Genomic DNA, 15,878 nt, shown 5'->3' with positions numbered 1-15,878 from the left:
GAAAATTTAATCCCAAGATTCCTATCTCAAGCAGCCAGAGCAAGTTCAATTACTGTTAAAATAACTGGAATTGTTGAGCTAAGTTTAAATAATCTCAAGTCAGTTTTTCTCGATTCTCCTAAACCTTACACCCTGATCACTAAAAATCGATGAACCAATTAAACTTAGAAGTTGCGGGAAAAAAAGAACGTTTAGATGCTTGGATGGGGTCACAATTGCCCGATTTATCGAGATCGAGGCTGCAAAAACTGATAGAACAGGGATATATACAGTTAAACGGTCAAATTTGCACTAATAAAAATACTAAAGTTGGTCAAGGCGATCGCTTAAAGATTACCATTCCCGACAGTCAACCCCTCGAATTAAGCGCCGAGGCGATCGAGCTTGATATTCTTTACGAAGACGAATATCTGATTATTATCAATAAACCTGCCGATTTAGTGGTTCATCCGGCCCCCGGTCACGAATCGGGAACCTTGGTCAACGCTTTACTGCATCACTGCCCAAATTTAGCTGGAATTGGTGGAATTCAACGCCCCGGCATAGTCCACCGCTTAGATAAGGATACCACGGGTGCGATCGTTATTGCCAAAACCGACCAGGCCCATCAACACCTACAGGCACAATTAAAAACCAAAACTGCACGCCGGGAATACATGGCCCTTGTCCACGGTGTCCCCAAAAGCGAAACAGGTACAATTGATCTGCCGATCGGTCGTCACCGTAGCGATCGCCAAAAGATGGCTATTATTGCCGTGGAAAAAGGAGGTAGAAATGCCGTCACTCACTGGCAAGTCAAAGAAAGACTAGGCAACTACACCTTAATGGAATTTCGCCTAGAAACTGGCAGAACTCATCAAATTCGCGTTCATAGCAGCCACATCGGTCATCCGATTCTTGGGGATCCCCTCTATAGTTCCGGTCGTTCCATCGGAATTAATCTACCCGGACAATTACTCCACGCCTATCGTTTAATCTTAATACATCCGGTCACGGGGGAGAGCCTAGAAGCGATCGCTCCCTTACCCGCTATTTTCCCGAAAGTTTTAGCTATTTTACGCCAGAGAAACCCCTAGCGCACAAATTGCGGCATAATCTCCGCTGCTGTCCATAATCCGTAGATACCGCGACGATGCAGGGAAACCCCCGCTTTCAGATAACCGAAAGCTGGCCCACAGACATTGGCCGCCATACTGGTTTCATCACCTAAAGTGAAGGTATGGGTGGAAATTTTGCCTTCAAAAGTCCGCCCCGTGACCTTAACATTGGTACTTAAAGGCTTTTTCGGGTTGCGCGTATCCACCACACCCCCGACGGAAACGCGATCGCGTCCACAAATTCCAGCCAATTCCAGCATAATATCGTCCGCGTGTTCCATATTTTCGAGGCTAAGAATGCCATTGGTTTTATTTAACAGCATTTCCACTTCTGCGTCACTCATCTGGTGGGCTGTTTCTGGGTTGTAACCGGGTAAATGGGCGATATCTTCGCGAATAGTGGCACGATAAGCCTCCCAGTTGGCAATTCCCACGCCAAAGGTAATTTTAACGCTATGAATCTCTGCATAACTCTGGGCAGCTAGGGCAGCGGCCGCAGTTAACAGTCCGGGGGTAGCACCGCAGCCGGTCATGTAGGTGATGCCGGCGGCTTCTAGGTCTGCTTGTAGTGCTAAGATTTGTGCCATGGCGCTGGTACGTTTGAGAGCATCGACTAAAACCCCGCGCCAACCTAAGCGAATGAAAGTTTTAGCGATATCGGCCATGAAATTGTTAGGTAAATTCGGTAAGGCGAGAAAATAGCCCTCTACGTCGGCAGTTTTGATTAATTCCTCGATACTGTTCTGGCTGAGACTGCCGTAATTTTCCAGATAACCGATCGAACCCCGGTCATGATAAATTTTGTTACAGGTATTGACATCTAGACCGTCTTTGTGGTATGCAAAACCGGCTTTATCGGCGGCGGCAGTCCAGAGCATTTCCTGTTTGGGGGCGAGAATTCTAGCGGCAGCCTGTCCCAAACCACCAAAACCTAAAACACCGATCCGAAGGCGATCGCTGGCTATTTGTTTATTCATATTTGTTCTGATTCCTATAGACAAAATTCTATGATCTCGGCGGTCGTGGTTCGCCGTTGCATCTCCTTTATTTTCAATTTATCGCTTCAGGTCGTCTTTTTTGTGTAGTTTTGTTAAATTATGCCCTCCGGGGATAGGTTCGCCGTTGACGATAAAGAAAAGTTACGCGAAACTTACAAAAAATGAAAGTGGTTAGGTGACGTAATATAAAGTTTTGCTAAAATTTTAACCAGATTGCTACGATTAGCAAACTATCGTAAATTAAAACGATAGGGAGCTTTGCAAACCCCAGATTACGCCGAGAAGACCTATGAGCATGGAAAGCCTAGAGTTTATCATCTATCCCGATGGTCGCGTCATGGAAAAGGTGACAGGCATAGTCGGTTCATCTTGTCAAGAGGTGACGGCGGCGATCGAGGCACAACTCGGGCAGCTGATGTCTCAAGAGAAAACCTCGGATTATTACCATCAAACCGTCAGCCAGTCAGAGAAAGTCAGCAACGCAGCCACTTTTAGCGACTGGTAATTTTTCATTTTTCCCAATCCCTTTATTTAAGCCACTGAAAAGCCATGTCACACTTTAGCAATATCAAAACCAAAATCCGCGATCTATCCTACCTAAAAGCCGCCCTGAGCGATATGGGGATGGAATGGAAAGAGGGTTCCCACCCCGTCAAAGGTTATCAAGGTCAAACTTTAAACGCAGAGGTGGTAATCGAGCAAGATAACAATTACGATATCGGTTTTCGCTGGAATGGCAACGAGTACGAGTTAGTTGCCGATTTACAATACTGGCAACAACCTCTAACCGTAGAGGGATTTTTAAGAAAAGTAAATCAAGGTTATGCCTACCACACCATTCTGGCAGAAACTGCTAAACAGGGTTTTCAGGTGGCAGCACAGGAAAAAAATACTGATGGTTCTATTCGTCTAGTGGTACAACGTTGGAGTGCCTAATGGCTGATTTTTCTCCCGAACGCTCTGGTTTTGAACCAGAGTTAGGGGGATTCCTAAGAGATTCCCCTGATCGCACCGGTTTTGAACCCGAATTGGGCGGTTTACTGCGCCAGAAAGCGGTTTACGTCGATGAGGTCACTTGTATTGGTTGTAAACACTGCGCCCACGTTGCCCCCAATACCTTTTTTATTGAAGGCGAATACGGTCGCTCTCGTGTCTATAATCAGGACGGTGACGAAGAAGAAATTATTCAAGAAGCGATCGAGACTTGTCCGGTTAACTGTATTCACTGGGTTAATTATAATCAGTTGTCATCTCTTGAGGAAGAACGCAAACATCAAGTGATTAAACAGTTAGGTTTTCCTCAGATTCACAAGAAATTTAGCCCCGCAGATTTAGATATCTAGGGTGGATAGGTACAGCCTCATCCACCTATTATTTCCTAGAAGTCATGGCAGCGGTTCTCGATCGAATCTGCTACAGTTCTCAGGGGAAATAATCCTATCTCGGATTTTAACGACAATGAACACCCAACTGATTGATTCTCTCGCGCGAATTATTCTCTCTCTCTCCGAGGAAGAAAGAGAGTTACTGAATCGGAAAATTGAGAGCGAACAACGGGAAAATTTGCAGATTAACGCTCAAATTTTGGATTTAGAAACCCGTGTCAAGCAATACGAAAATCAATATCGCATGAGTTCGGAAGAATTCTCTCCTAGATTTCGTTCTGGTGAGCTAGGGGACGCTATCGATTATTTCGAGTGGAATGTTTATTATGAAATGCTATTGGCAGCTAGAAAAGAGATAAGTTTACGATCAAATTAGATGGAGATAGCCGATTATATTCGCAAGGTTAAACGGAAATTATCTGAGAGTTCGATTGTGAACTCTTTCACGATTGTCGATGAAAGAATTTTATTCGATCGAGGCTATTTCCGAGCGAGAGTCCTTTTAACGAACGGAGATTTTTTAGAAATTGCGGAGGCTTTTACCTCGATCGATCAACGCATCGTTACGATAAGCTATCGCTATCAATGGATGGACGCAAGCAAACAGAAGTTAAGAAAACGCTGGGATAACGTGGAACATTTTCCCGATTTACCGAATTTTCCCGATCATGTCCATGTAGGAGATGAGTTAAACGTTCAACCTGGCGAATCTAGAAATATTTTACAAATTATCACCGTAATCGAGCGCGAGATCGAGATTTTGTCAACATAACGCGTCCTAGAGCGAAACCAACTCCTATAACTCGCCAAATCCTGAGCAAGTTGCGAGAATTATCCGATTGGAGGATAAATACCTGACTATTTCCCGAAATATTGATCGATTGAGAATCAAGAGAGTTGTTTTTTCTTGTATTTGAATTGATAAAAATAAATTTATTTGATGTTGTCTGTGGAGATTTTTGGGGTAAGTAGCTGGTTATAATCTAATTGAAACCACTTAATTGGGTAGTATTTTGTTAAGTAAAGAGCCGCTATGTACGTTTTAATTGGTGGGGCGGGAATGATGGGGCTAGGTTTAGCCCAACAACTTTTAGACTTGGGACACACCGTCGCCATCGTTGATGTGGACCCTTTAGCTTGTCGGTTTGCCCGGGAAAAAATCGGTGTCATGGCCTTTGAGGGGAGTGCTGTCAGTACGAAAGTTCTGCTAGAGGCGGGGATTCGACAAGCTAACGCGGTTGTTGCCGCACTGAGGGACGATGCGATGAATCTAGCCCTAGTTACCTTGTCCAGAAGTTATGGCATTTCCCATATTGTGGTGAGAATGTGCGATCGCGAATTTCTCGAGGCCTATCGTCTTGCTAGAGCTAGTCACATCATCAGCACGATTGATTTAGCTGTTGTCACCATGGCCAATGCGATCGAATACCCCGAAGTAGAATCGATGATGCACTTTGAACAGGGACAAGTGGAGGTGCTAAAGCTGCCCGTCCCCAAGGATTGTTATGTAGCTGGGCGTACCGTTGCCCAAATTGCTCAAGATGCCAACTTTCCGACCGGTTCGCTGATTATTGGCTATCAGTGTCACCCTTCTGCCAGTTTAGAGATTCCCAACGGCAATACCGTCCTAGAAGCAGACTCAACTATTCTGGTGGTCACTCGTCCGGAATTCGTCAAACCTATGATCGATTACCTCGGCATTCAAACTAATCATCGTCCAACGATAGAAGTTTCTCATCCAAACCTTTAACGTAGGATTGTACCAAGTCTTCCGGTACAATGCGTTTGCGAAGTGCATCGCTCAAGGCTGCTTTCTCAGCGAGGAACAATCGTCGTCGAATGGCATCTAACTGACTGTTGTTAGGCTCCATTTGCCCCGATCGAGACTGATTATAAGCATCCCGCAGCAGCCGTTCCGATACCGCCACTTTTGCCTGATAAGATGCCCACAGTTCTTCGTAAACTGCTTTCGGTAAAACGCCGGATTTCAGTAAATTGGCTAACTCATCTTGTGCCGCTTTCGACGCGATCAACTGCAGCTGCAACTGGCCAATCTCCTGGGTTACTGCCGAAACCTGACTAATATTGAGCTTTTTAATTAACCAGGGTAAGGCTAATCCTTGGATAACCAGAGAAAATAACACAGAGCCAAAGACTAGCTCGATGATCAATTCCCTCCCTGTTAGAGTCAAAGGAATAGCAACCGCTAGGGCCATGGAGAGGGAACCCTTGATGTTGCCCAAAATCAGAATATGTTGCCAGCGCAAGGGGATCGGTCGATCAATCCAGCGAAGTACCCATAGTAAAGAATACACTGACAGAATACGCCCCAATTGATAAGCCAAAATGACCAGCACAATCGATGGCAAGGTTTGCCATAGGGTCAAGGGGTTGATTTCAATGCCAATGAGCAGAAAAATAAAGGTATTGACGATAAAACCGGCGTATTCCCAAAAACTGATCAGGGTAATGCGATCGGATGCAGAGGCGCTGCGAGGCAGCCCCAAGTTACCAAAGACAAGTCCGGCAATAACTACCGCCACCGCTCCCGATACACCCAAAAACTGCCCGAGTTGAAAAGCTCCCAAGGCAAGTGCAACCGTAAGTAACAGGCTACTCAGCGGCTCCCGTAAGCGCACATAGATGGGAAGACACAGATAGCCCAGGACAGCACCCACTAATCCCCCACCCAGAGCAACGATCAACACTTCCTTGATGACTTGTGTGGTGCTGATGGTTCCAGTGGCGTAAATCACCAAGAGCAAATTGAAGGTGACGAGTGCGGCTGCATCATTAAATAGTGTTTCCCCTTCCACAATAGTGGAGAGTCTAGAGGGAACCCGAATTTCTTTAAAGACGGCAATCATCGAGACAGTATCGGTGTTTGCCAGAATCACTCCCACCAGTAAGGCGGGAATCCAATCTAGCCCCAGCCCGAATTTTACCAAAACGGCAATAATCGCCGCAGAAAAAACCGAGCCGGGTCCTGCGAGCAGTGCGATCGGTTTAAAGGTGCTGCGAAGACGGCTGATATCGGTATTAATCGCCGCTTCAAAAATCAGAATCGGCAGAAAAAGGTTAAGCACTAAAAACGGATCTAAGCCAATACGACGAGATAACAGATCGGTAATCGGTAATCCTGCTAAGACTAAACCTGCCACATAGGAAATGCGTAATCGCTGGGTTACTAGGGCAACGGCAGTGGCAATCAGGAGCAGCAGGATCAAGACAAGAACCAGTTCAGGAATGTCTCCCACCGTTTGGCTGTTCACAGCAGAATTGCTATCGAAGGATTTTTGTTGTGCTGCCCAGGCTACTAATAATTCTCCCCTCATAAGACGATTTTACCGAGAATATAAGAACTTGACTATTGTTCATAATACAAGGTAGGTTATGGCAGTTAGAGCCTTTCTCAGAAAGATGAGGTTAGTTATTGTTGCTAAAATACTTGATGAGTAAGGATTAATTTGTACTTCATCTTTAGGAGAAAGAGTGAGAAATTTTCTATTTACCCGGTGATTACTGTGGGGAGGGGAAAGTTAGAGGCAATCGGGGCAAAATGATAAGTATTTTATATACAAACATCTTCAATACTTAAAAATATTTAAATTTACAATTGGTAATATTTATTTTTACTCAAGAATTTATTGAGAATAATTTCTATTTATTTACGAGGTGGCAATACTTCCAGCGATTCTGGTATAATTTTGCATTATGCTATGGTGGGTTTTTCTGGTCTTTTTTAGACTTTTCAAGGTCTAGCTTGCCTTGAAACCATTGCTAAATCTAGACTTTCCCTTTTAGCCAAACCAAACACTTTCGCCAATTATCCCTTTTTTCCCTAACAACGTTGATCTAATTTTTGTGTAGTTTTGTTGCAAAGTCAAAATTTTTTTGACAAAATGCCTAAATTGTGGTACAGAAGAAATGACGAGATTTAGCATCATTTCTAGTTCCAGTGTTTCCTAAAATCAGAGACTTCGTACCTCACCCTTAAGATAACTGCTAAGTAGGGTTTGCTGGAAAAGGCCTAGGATGGGGTCAGGCAGAAGACAGGAGTTTAAGGCTTTGTTGCTCCCCTTTTTTTTACCAGTTTGCGTACCACAAAAAGGATAATGCAAGGTTTTTGAAGGTCTCAATCCTATTTTTTAGCACTAACATCGGCTCTTAAAAGGTCAAAAGTCTTATTTTAAAAGGGTTATACCATTATCTAGCAAGCCCTAATTACTATAGCGTTTCCTAAGCTAGTGAGGTACACCTATTTTCTTCCCTTTTGCCTTTTGCCTATTGCCTTTTGCCTAAAACCCATAACTTTTGTACCTCAGCAGACTGAAAAACGCTATATCATAATATTTCTTCTCAAAAAAAGAGGAGAAAAAAGCAAGTTCTGCCTTTCTCTCCTCCAGTCTAGCGATTAATTACATTGGAACAGTAGCCAGTAATCTTGAACTACTATTCACCGCTTTAGTAAGCACCGTTATTTTTGGGAAAAACCACAACACCGATAGTTCTGAAGATTACCCAGATATCGGTTAACCAGTTACGCGAATTAACGTAATACACATCCATCTGCACCCGCATGGGATAGGGGATGTCATTACGTCCAGAAACTTGCCATAAACCAGTTAAACCGGGGCGAATAGTTAAGACCTTGTCGATGCGATTGCCATATTTCTGCAATTCTTCGGGAACTAAAGGCCGCGGACCGACGACGCTCATATCTCCTCGCAGGACGTTCCAGAATTGGGGAAACTCGTCCAAACTGGTTAAGCGGAGAAACTTGCCAATCCAAGTTATGCGGGGATCGTCCTTGAGCTTGAAATTATCCTCGAATTCCGCCCGCAGTTGGGGGGAGTCTTCCATCAGTCTCTCTAATACCTTATCCGCGTCCATTACCATAGTACGGAACTTGATACAGTTGAAATGCTGGAAGTTTTGACCGACGCGCTTCTGCATATAGAAGACCGGACCGGGGGAACTAATCGCGATCAATAAGGCTAAGATCAAATAAAGCGGCGAAAAGAAAATTAGAACCGATAGGGAGAAAACGATATCGAATAATCGTTTTGAGGTATCGCCGTCTAAAGCTATTAACCAAGATTTTTGATGCCGTCTACCAGAGACCGAAGGTTTGAACCCTCGCTTCATCAAAGCTTGTAGAGCCTTGACGGAGATAAGTTGGCTATTAGCAGTCATCTTACTCCTTCACATCACACACACCACACAGTACCCATGATAAAGCCACAAGACTGAAAAAACAAGTCTTCGGGTCAATAACTGGCACGGGCCATTCTAGAGCCTTTGTACTAAAAAATCTCTAATTAGGGTTTACTGAAAAAGTTTCTTGGTGGAGTCAGCAGTCGGCAGTCAGCAGTCAGGAGATTATTTTTATTTATTCTCCCTTCTCCCCACTCCCTGCTCCCCTATGCCTTTCAAACAGGATTTAGTATTGTAGGACGCTTTTGAATCAGCAAAAATTAATTATGCAAGAGGTTTAATAAAAAAAAGAGCATCGACAAATGATACCCTTTGTGGCTGAATATCTAAGTAGTTACAGATTTGATCCTAAGGATTAAGTATGCTGTTGTCCGCGCTCGTCTGCTGAGTCCATTCGGAACTCGGCGTGAGCTTTTGTCGAACGCTGAGCTCCTGGCCGAAGCCCGAATTTTGGCTCCCGAAAACGAAAACTTTAGACTTCATCATTTAAGATAAATCCCCTACTTAGGCGATGGGTTGTTTCATACTACTTAGTTCTCGAATGCCTAACCAACCGATCAAACTATAGCAAATCGATAGCAACATACTTTGATTACCAATTCTTAACCACTGTTTCAAAGCCTCGAAGTTAGCTTGGCTTTCTGCCTGTTTTCGCCGCTCTTGCAGCTGAGTTTGTAGCTGATTTTTGATCTCATCTAATTTCTGTTTAAATTCCCTCGGGCTTTTGGATAAATCGCGTAAATTAGTTAATTGCTCTCTTTGTTGGCGAAGGGTTTGTAACTGTTCTGTGCTGATCGGTTGTCCTTGGAAACGACCAGTTTCAATCACTTGAGTTCTCTGAGAGATCTGCTGTTCTAATAGTTGGGGATTTTGCGATAGAGTATTTAACTGGGCTAAGAAAGCCTGAATTTGTCCCTCCCCTTGATCAACACCCTGTTCAATTTGAGTCAAAGCGTCGTTTTTAATCTGGTTGATATTATTGATATGAACAGGAATCATCAACAGAAAAACTAAGCCTAACAGTGTGGAAAGAATAAAGATCGGCCAACGCAATTCAAAGTGGTATTTCCTAGTAGTGAAATTTTTATTGTTATCGTCAATCCAGTAAGCGATTAAAACGAGAACGATACCCAGAAGAGGAACAATTCCTCGATCGACAAAGGTGGTGACGAACCCTACCTGCCATTGGGATTGACTGAATTGATAGGGCAGCGGCAGGATAAACGCATCCAAAAGGAAGGAAAGAATGAAAACCAATCCCGTTAATTTCAGGGACAAAGAAGTAAAACTGTTCATCGCTGTTTCTGTAATGGTATGTCAATGAATAGATTCATTAGTCTGTTTAAAAGTTCTCGCTGGGGGTTCCCAGACGGATTTTGCCGAGAGGCAATCTGACAAACTGCAATTTCTAATTAACTTTTGCTCAACCTCCCGCTAAACCCTACGCTAAATCGTTCTGCTTGTCAACCTCTTTCGAGAATCGACTCTAGAAATATTACCTCAATATGGCATCGGTAAACCTATCCCTGTCAAAGAATAAAATTTTCCCAAGCTCTCAGACTGGGTTTTCCCTAGATCTCTTCCCTAAGACAGAGACTGTCAAAGAATAAAATTTTCCCAAGCTCTCAGATGAGTCCTCAATGGTTAGCCTATAGTAAAGACAGCCCCCCTGAGTTGATAACAAAACCCATGCAGAAATTGGTGGAAGTTTTAGCTGATAAACAAGCTCTGATCGCAAAATCTCTGGCGCTGGTTCTGGAAAAAATCACAACCAGCCTCGACCAACAGGACTATTTTACCATCGCTCTGTCCGGCGGTAGTACCCCGAAACCTCTCTACGAGGCTTTATCCTCTCAACCCCTCGACTGGTCAAAAATTCACGTTTTCTGGGGAGATGAGCGCTACGTTAGTCCCGATCATCCTGACAGTAATCAACGCATGGCCCGGTTAGCATGGCTCGATCGCATACCGATCCCAGCCGCTAATATTCATCCCATGCCCACGGATGAACCCGATCCCCACCTGGCTGCCCAAAAATACGATGATCATCTCCGCCAATGGTTTGGGGTTAATTCTCCCGATTTTCCCGTTTTTGACCTGATTTTATTGGGAATGGGCGATGATGGTCACACCGCCTCTCTCTTTCCCCACACGGCAGCTTTAACGGTGAGCGATCGCTGTATCACCGTCGGCGAGAAAGACGGCAATCCCCGCTTAACTTTTACCGTTCCCCTGATCAATCAGGCCCGTTGTGTGATCTTTATCGCTGCCGGCGAAAGTAAACGCCCCGCTCTACATCAGATTTTCTCTGCCTATGGTGACTCTTTCTCCTATCCTTCCCGTCTCATCCACCCCCCGGCCGGGGAATTATATTGGTTGCTCGATGCGGCCGCTGGTTCCTCTTTTGTCTAGAGAATAGGGGAATAGGGGAATAGGGAAATGGGGTAATTCAACTAAAACCCCAACACCCCAACACCCCAACACCCCAACACCCTAACCCCTAATCTGCTTTTTTACTTTTTACTTTTTACTTTTTCCTTAAAAATGATCGTTTGTCCTAATTGCGAACATACTAACCCCGATGAGGCCAGTCAATGCGAGGCCTGTTACACTCCCTTGCCGCGGATGTCTTCCTGTCCTAGTTGTGGGGCAACCATCCAAACTGATGCCACCTTTTGCGGTCAGTGTGGCTACAATTTACAGCCTAATTCCGTTCCCATGGTGGCAGCCCAACCCGAATCGGAACCTGAACCCGTCCCACCAGTCCCTACAGCCACCGTCGCCTCGATCGCACCTCCGCCTGTTGCCCCCCCACCGGTTCCGGCTGCCACCCGCTTACAGACGGAAATGGCTAGTCTCCAGCACCTACAAACCGATAGCAAAATTGAATTACCCTTACATCTATCGGTAATTCATATCGGCAAACCTAACGATCGCATTCCCCCCGATATCGATGTTTCCGGTTTTCCCGATTCTGATATCGTCTCCCGGGTTCATGGCGATATCCGCGTCGAAGGGGGCATCTATTATCTTGAAGACACGGGCAGCGCTAACGGAACCTACGTTAATCACAATCCCCTACCCCCCGGCAATCGTCATCGTCTTCGGGCAGGCGATCGCATTTCCCTCGGTAAAGGCGACAAAATGACTTTTATTTTCCAAATGTCTTAAAAGAGGTTAGAGGTTAGGGATTTAGGGTGATAGGGAAATTTCAGCTAAATTTCCCATTTCCCCACTTCCCCACTTCCCCACTTCCCCATTTCCCCACTGAAAATTATGCGTACAAATTGGCGAATCGGCTCTTTATTGGGCATTCCTCTCTATATTGATTCCTCGTGGTTTTTGATTCTGGCTTTTGTCACCTTGATCAATGCCACCGATGCAGAAATTCAGTCTCTGGCCGCCCATAGTGCTGTTTTAGCGTGGTTGCTGGGTTTAATCATGGCTTTATTGCTATTTATCTCGGTTTTACTCCACGAATTAGGTCATAGTTTCATGGCTCGCTCCCAAGGCATCGAGGTCAATTCCATTACCCTGTTTCTCTTTGGAGGTATGGCCTCGATCGATCGAGAATCTCGGACTCCTCCCGAGGCCCTGCAAGTAGCGATCGCTGGACCCGCCGTTAGTTTTCTCCTGTTTTGTCTCTTATCCCTAGCCAGTCACTTACCCTATTTAAACGCCAATTTAACTTATATATGCGGGCATTTAGCGATAATTAACCTGTTTTTGGCTCTATTTAATCTTATCCCCGGTTTACCCCTCGATGGCGGTCAAATTTTCAAAGCAATGGTCTGGCAAGCAACTGGCGATCGCTGGAAAGGTTTACATTGGGCTGCGATCAGTGGTCAATTCATCGGTTGGTTAGGGATTATTTTAGGGATTTTCTTGGTTCTCTTGACGGCAGATGTGGGGGGTGCCTGGTTAGGATTAATGGGCTGGTTTATCCTCAGAAATGCCCGCGCTTACGATAATTTAACTAATTTACAGGAAAGTCTCCTCAATTTGCAAGCGGGAGAGGTGATGAGCAGAAATTTGCGGGTTTTAAACGCCCATCAAACCCTAGAGGAATTCGCCCAAGAATACGTTTTAGACCGAGCGGCTGCCAATACTGCTTATTTTGCCGCTTCCGAGGGACGTTATCGGGGATTAATTCGGGTGGCAGATTTACAGGCGATCGAGCGCAGTTTCTGGTCAGAAAAACAACTGCTTGATATTGCCCATCCCCTCACGGAAATTGCCACTGTTGAGGAAAAAACCCCCTTAGTGACGGTGGTGCAGAAATTGGAAACCATCCAGGACCCAATGCTCACGGTGTTAACACCGGCCTCCGCCTTAGCGGGAGTAATCGATCGCGGCGATATCCTCAAGGCAATTGCGATTAAATACCAAATTCCCCTAGAGGAAACGGATATTGAACGCGCTCGCGAGGGAGTTTACCCCAGTTATTTGCCCTTAAATGTCATTGCTGCCGCTCTCGACAAGAGTGAACGGCCAAAAATCGGCGAACCGTCCTTAATGTCCTGACGTAGAGAGGATGGAAGATAATAATCTTGAATCTGGCTAATCCGAAAATTTCCTCGCTGGTTAACCTGCCACAATTTCCCCGTTTCCACATCTAAACAACTTAACCAGCCTTGGCCGTAGGCCCAAGTATCAATACAAATGGCATGGCCGAGATTAATCGGTTTCCCGCTTTTTTGGCTGGTATGGCCGCAAATCATGGTTTTTCCCGAACTATGGGCGGCGGGATATTGAAATTTCTCCCAAAAGAGCTTGTATTCTGGTTGTCTGGCTAGGGGTAGATGGGGATCGAGACTAGCGTGAACAAATAAATGATTGGCAGTTTCGTAGCTATTTATACAGACTTTTCCTAAAAAATCCCAGTGAGATTCAGGAATTTTAATTAGGTGGCCTTCACTATAGGATTTGAGGGTGGCTTTACCGCCTTTTTCTAACCAGAGACGCTGTTTAAGGGGGTTATGACGGGCTTGCAGCATGATAATCTCGTGATTACCTTTGAGGGGAATCAAATTTCCCTGTTTATGTAGGGAAATCAGGCGATCGATCACCCCTTTCGAGTCTCTGCCCTTATTAACGTAATCACCGAGGGTGATTAAAGTATCTTGCGGTTTGGGGTTGACGATCTCTAGTAAGTGATCTAGAGCTTTCGAGCAACCATGAATATCGCCGATCGCTAAGGTTCGCATGAGGATTTGGTAGGGGATTAGGGCATAGGTAGGGTTTGCGGCAAAAAGTTTTTCGTGGGGGCAGGGTGTGGGGTGTGGGGTGTAGGGTGTAGGGTTTTACCGATTTTGAGGTGGTCAGTTACCTAATTTTCAGGGAAAAAGTCCAGGAATTTTACCCCCGATCCCTCCAATGGTAGGCACTTTTTGAGGTCAAAAAAGTCTAAAAGCCTTATCAAACAAAGTTTTTAGATTTATTCAGCAAACCCTAGGTACAGGTAAAAGTATTAAAGAAATCTGTTCACGACAGACAGCGATTATCGGTGATCTTGCTTAGGGTAACAAAAAGGCTTACAGTAAAATGTACCATAAATTATCAAATCTACTAAATTAATTAAGCTGTGCCGAAAGTTGTTATTGCAGGTAACTGGAAAATGCACAAAACCCAGAGAGAAGCTTTGGAGTTTTTGCAAGATTTTAAATCCCATCTAGATGAAACCCCCGACGACCGAGAAGTGGTTCTTTGCGCCCCTTTCACAGCTTTAGCTGTCCTCTCTAAAACCCTCCACGGTGGTCGTATTCGCTTGGGGGCGCAAAATGTCCACTGGGAAAAATCGGGGGCTTATACGGGCGAAATCTCGGCGGATATGTTAACCGAAATTGGGGTTCACTATGTGGTTATCGGTCACAGTGAACGCCGGCAATATTTCGGCGAAACCGATGAAACCGTCAATTTAAGGGTCATATCTGCCCAAAAACAAGGTTTAATCCCGATTATCTGTGTGGGAGAAAGTAAAGCCCAAAGAGATGCTGGAGAAACGGAAAAGGTAATTATCAAGCAAATTCAAGGGGGTTTAGTCAATGTTGACCAAAAAAACCTCGTTATCGCCTACGAACCCATCTGGGCGATTGGCACGGGGGAAACCTGCGAAAGCGAGGAAGCGAACCGCGTTATCGGTTTGATTCGACAACAATTAGACAATCCCGACGTAACCATTCAGTACGGTGGTTCGGTAAAACCCGATAATATCGATGAAATTATGGCTCAATCGCAGATAAACGGGGCTTTAGTCGGTGGGGCGAGTCTAGACCCCACCGTATTCGCTAGGATTGTTAATTATCGTTAATTGATTTCTGCTGCCATGACGCGATTTTCCAAAACCCCGATGCCTTCTATTTCCACCCGAACCTTATCCCCCACCTGCAGCGGTCCGATTCCTTCGGGAGTTCCCGTTAAAATCACATCCCCCGGCAGCAGGGTCATCACTTGGGAGATATAAGCCACCAAGACATCGGGGGGAAAGACCATATCACTCAGATAACTGCTTTGTTTGGGTTCGCTGCCATCATTGAGAAAAGTGGTTAATTGCGCCCCGATACTCAGTTCCCGGACAATCCAGGGGCCGAGGGGACAAAAACTGTCAAATCCTTTCGCCCGCGTCCATTGGCTATCTTTTTTCTGTAAATCCCTAGCGGTGACATCGTTAGCAATAGTATAACCCCAGATTTTGCTTCTGGCTTGGGCTGTGGTGCAGTTTTTGGCGGTTTCTCCCATAATTAATGCCAATTCTCCCTCATAATCTACTCTTTTCGATTGGGGCGGATAAAAAATCGTTTCACCATCGGCGATAATTGTCGTCGGTGGCTTGAGAAATAAAAGCGGTTCTTTTGGTACAGGTGTTCCCATCTCGGCGGCGTGGGCCGGGTAATTTTTGCCCACAGCAATAATTTTCGACGGGAAACAGGGGGCTAATAGTTGGTAGCTATCAGGTTCTAATTCTAGCTTGGTTAGTTGCCCTCCTTGCCAGGGAGGGGCATCAAAGACGGCAACGCTACGGTTTAGCTGTAACAGTCCGTAGAAGATTTGTCCTTGACGATGTTTCACTCGTACATAGCGTTGCGCCATATTTTTCTGGGAATGACTAGCGATCGACTCTCGGATAGTAGTATGATCATATATCCTTGCTTCTTTATTAAAAGCTAGAGAGTTATTAAAAT

General features: G+C 45.1%; 17 protein-coding genes. 11 read left to right on the top strand and 6 right to left on the bottom strand.

The window, feature by feature from the left end:
* Positions 1-149 precede the first annotated feature (149 nt).
* Complete coding sequence (locus tag O9323_RS06065) at positions 150-1,076, top strand: RluA family pseudouridine synthase (protein ID WP_002734135.1); 927 nt, start codon at positions 150-152, stop codon at positions 1,074-1,076.
* Here the strand turns inward: O9323_RS06065 and bioU are convergent.
* Entirely contained in the window at positions 1,073-2,074 is a 1,002-nt protein-coding gene (gene bioU / locus O9323_RS06060) for a (S)-8-amino-7-oxononanoate synthase BioU (protein WP_024969126.1), read from the bottom strand. The two genes, O9323_RS06065 and bioU, sit on opposite strands and share 4 nt — an antisense overlap.
* A gap of 310 nt (positions 2,075-2,384) precedes the next feature.
* Between bioU and O9323_RS06055 the strand changes: the two genes are divergently transcribed.
* The 6 genes from O9323_RS06055 (at position 2,385) to O9323_RS06030 (ending at position 5,230) form a co-directional block, all read left to right on the top strand.
* Positions 2,385-2,600: a DUF2997 domain-containing protein gene (locus O9323_RS06055; protein WP_002752708.1), complete on the top strand. Its 216-nt coding sequence runs from the start codon at positions 2,385-2,387 to the stop codon at positions 2,598-2,600.
* A gap of 44 nt (positions 2,601-2,644) precedes the next feature.
* Positions 2,645-3,031, top strand: coding sequence for a DUF1257 domain-containing protein (locus O9323_RS06050; protein WP_288124824.1), 387 nt, complete (start codon positions 2,645-2,647; stop codon positions 3,029-3,031).
* Positions 3,031-3,438 (top strand): ferredoxin, encoded by a 408-nt coding sequence (locus O9323_RS06045; RefSeq protein ID WP_002747586.1) that lies wholly within the window; start codon positions 3,031-3,033, stop codon positions 3,436-3,438. Before O9323_RS06050 ends, O9323_RS06045 begins: the two co-directional genes overlap by 1 nt.
* A 115-nt stretch (positions 3,439-3,553) precedes the next feature.
* A complete protein-coding gene (locus O9323_RS06040; protein WP_002747587.1) occupies positions 3,554-3,856 on the top strand; it encodes a hypothetical protein in 303 nt (100 codons plus the stop codon).
* Between the two features lie 57 nt (positions 3,857-3,913).
* The gene (locus tag O9323_RS06035) at positions 3,914-4,252 is read left to right on the top strand and encodes a toxin-antitoxin system TumE family protein (protein WP_238142021.1); all 339 of its coding nucleotides are present in this window, start codon (positions 3,914-3,916) and stop codon (positions 4,250-4,252) included.
* A 261-nt stretch (positions 4,253-4,513) separates the two neighbouring features.
* Positions 4,514-5,230 (top strand): potassium channel family protein, encoded by a 717-nt coding sequence (locus tag O9323_RS06030; protein WP_149107760.1) that lies wholly within the window; start codon positions 4,514-4,516, stop codon positions 5,228-5,230.
* Here O9323_RS06030 and O9323_RS06025 read toward each other — a convergent pair.
* The 3 genes from O9323_RS06025 to O9323_RS06015 form a co-directional block, all read right to left on the bottom strand.
* Entirely contained in the window at positions 5,187-6,815 is a 1,629-nt protein-coding gene (locus O9323_RS06025) for a cation:proton antiporter (RefSeq protein ID WP_002752713.1), read from the bottom strand. The two genes, O9323_RS06030 and O9323_RS06025, sit on opposite strands and share 44 nt — an antisense overlap.
* A 1,129-nt stretch (positions 6,816-7,944) precedes the next feature.
* Entirely contained in the window at positions 7,945-8,676 is a 732-nt protein-coding gene (locus O9323_RS06020) for an undecaprenyl-phosphate galactose phosphotransferase family protein (RefSeq protein ID WP_002752714.1), read from the bottom strand.
* Positions 8,677-9,201: 525 nt separating this feature from the next.
* Positions 9,202-9,993 carry an HpsJ family protein gene (locus O9323_RS06015; protein ID WP_130757105.1) on the bottom strand — a complete coding sequence of 264 codons (792 nt, stop codon included), beginning with the start codon at positions 9,991-9,993 and terminating at the stop codon, positions 9,202-9,204.
* 393 nt (positions 9,994-10,386) lie between these two features.
* Between O9323_RS06015 and pgl the strand changes: the two genes are divergently transcribed.
* The 3 genes from pgl (at position 10,387) to O9323_RS06000 (ending at position 13,221) form a co-directional block, all read left to right on the top strand.
* Complete coding sequence (gene pgl, locus O9323_RS06010; RefSeq protein WP_002733040.1) at positions 10,387-11,109, top strand: 6-phosphogluconolactonase; 723 nt, start codon at positions 10,387-10,389, stop codon at positions 11,107-11,109.
* Positions 11,110-11,241: 132 nt separating this feature from the next.
* Positions 11,242-11,868, top strand: a complete 627-nt coding sequence (locus O9323_RS06005) for a double zinc ribbon and FHA domain-containing protein (RefSeq protein WP_002752720.1) — start codon at positions 11,242-11,244, stop codon at positions 11,866-11,868.
* Between the two features lie 105 nt (positions 11,869-11,973).
* Positions 11,974-13,221, top strand: a complete 1,248-nt coding sequence (locus tag O9323_RS06000; RefSeq protein WP_288124823.1) for a site-2 protease family protein — start codon at positions 11,974-11,976, stop codon at positions 13,219-13,221.
* On the opposite strand, the gene O9323_RS05995 is transcribed toward O9323_RS06000, so the two are convergent.
* Positions 13,140-13,904 carry a metallophosphoesterase family protein gene (locus tag O9323_RS05995; RefSeq protein WP_002778142.1) on the bottom strand — a complete coding sequence of 255 codons (765 nt, stop codon included), beginning with the start codon at positions 13,902-13,904 and terminating at the stop codon, positions 13,140-13,142. The genes O9323_RS06000 and O9323_RS05995 overlap by 82 nt on opposite strands.
* 377 nt (positions 13,905-14,281) lie before the next feature.
* Here O9323_RS05995 and tpiA point away from each other — a divergent pair, with 377 nt between their 5' ends.
* Entirely contained in the window at positions 14,282-15,007 is a 726-nt protein-coding gene (tpiA, locus tag O9323_RS05990; protein WP_016515627.1) for a triose-phosphate isomerase, read from the top strand.
* Here the strand turns inward: tpiA and O9323_RS05985 are convergent.
* On the bottom strand, positions 15,004-15,786 hold the full coding sequence (locus O9323_RS05985; protein WP_288124822.1) for a fumarylacetoacetate hydrolase family protein: 783 nt from the start codon (positions 15,784-15,786) through the stop codon (positions 15,004-15,006). The genes tpiA and O9323_RS05985 overlap by 4 nt on opposite strands.
* Positions 15,787-15,878 lie beyond the last annotated feature (92 nt).

Origin of the sequence: Microcystis sp. LE19-131.1A (assembly GCF_027532015.1) — a bacterium.
GTDB classification, from domain to species: domain Bacteria; phylum Cyanobacteriota; class Cyanobacteriia; order Cyanobacteriales; family Microcystaceae; genus Microcystis; species Microcystis ichthyoblabe_A.
Note: the sequence above shows the minus strand (reverse complement) of the source record. Positions and strands in the feature narration are given on the sequence as shown.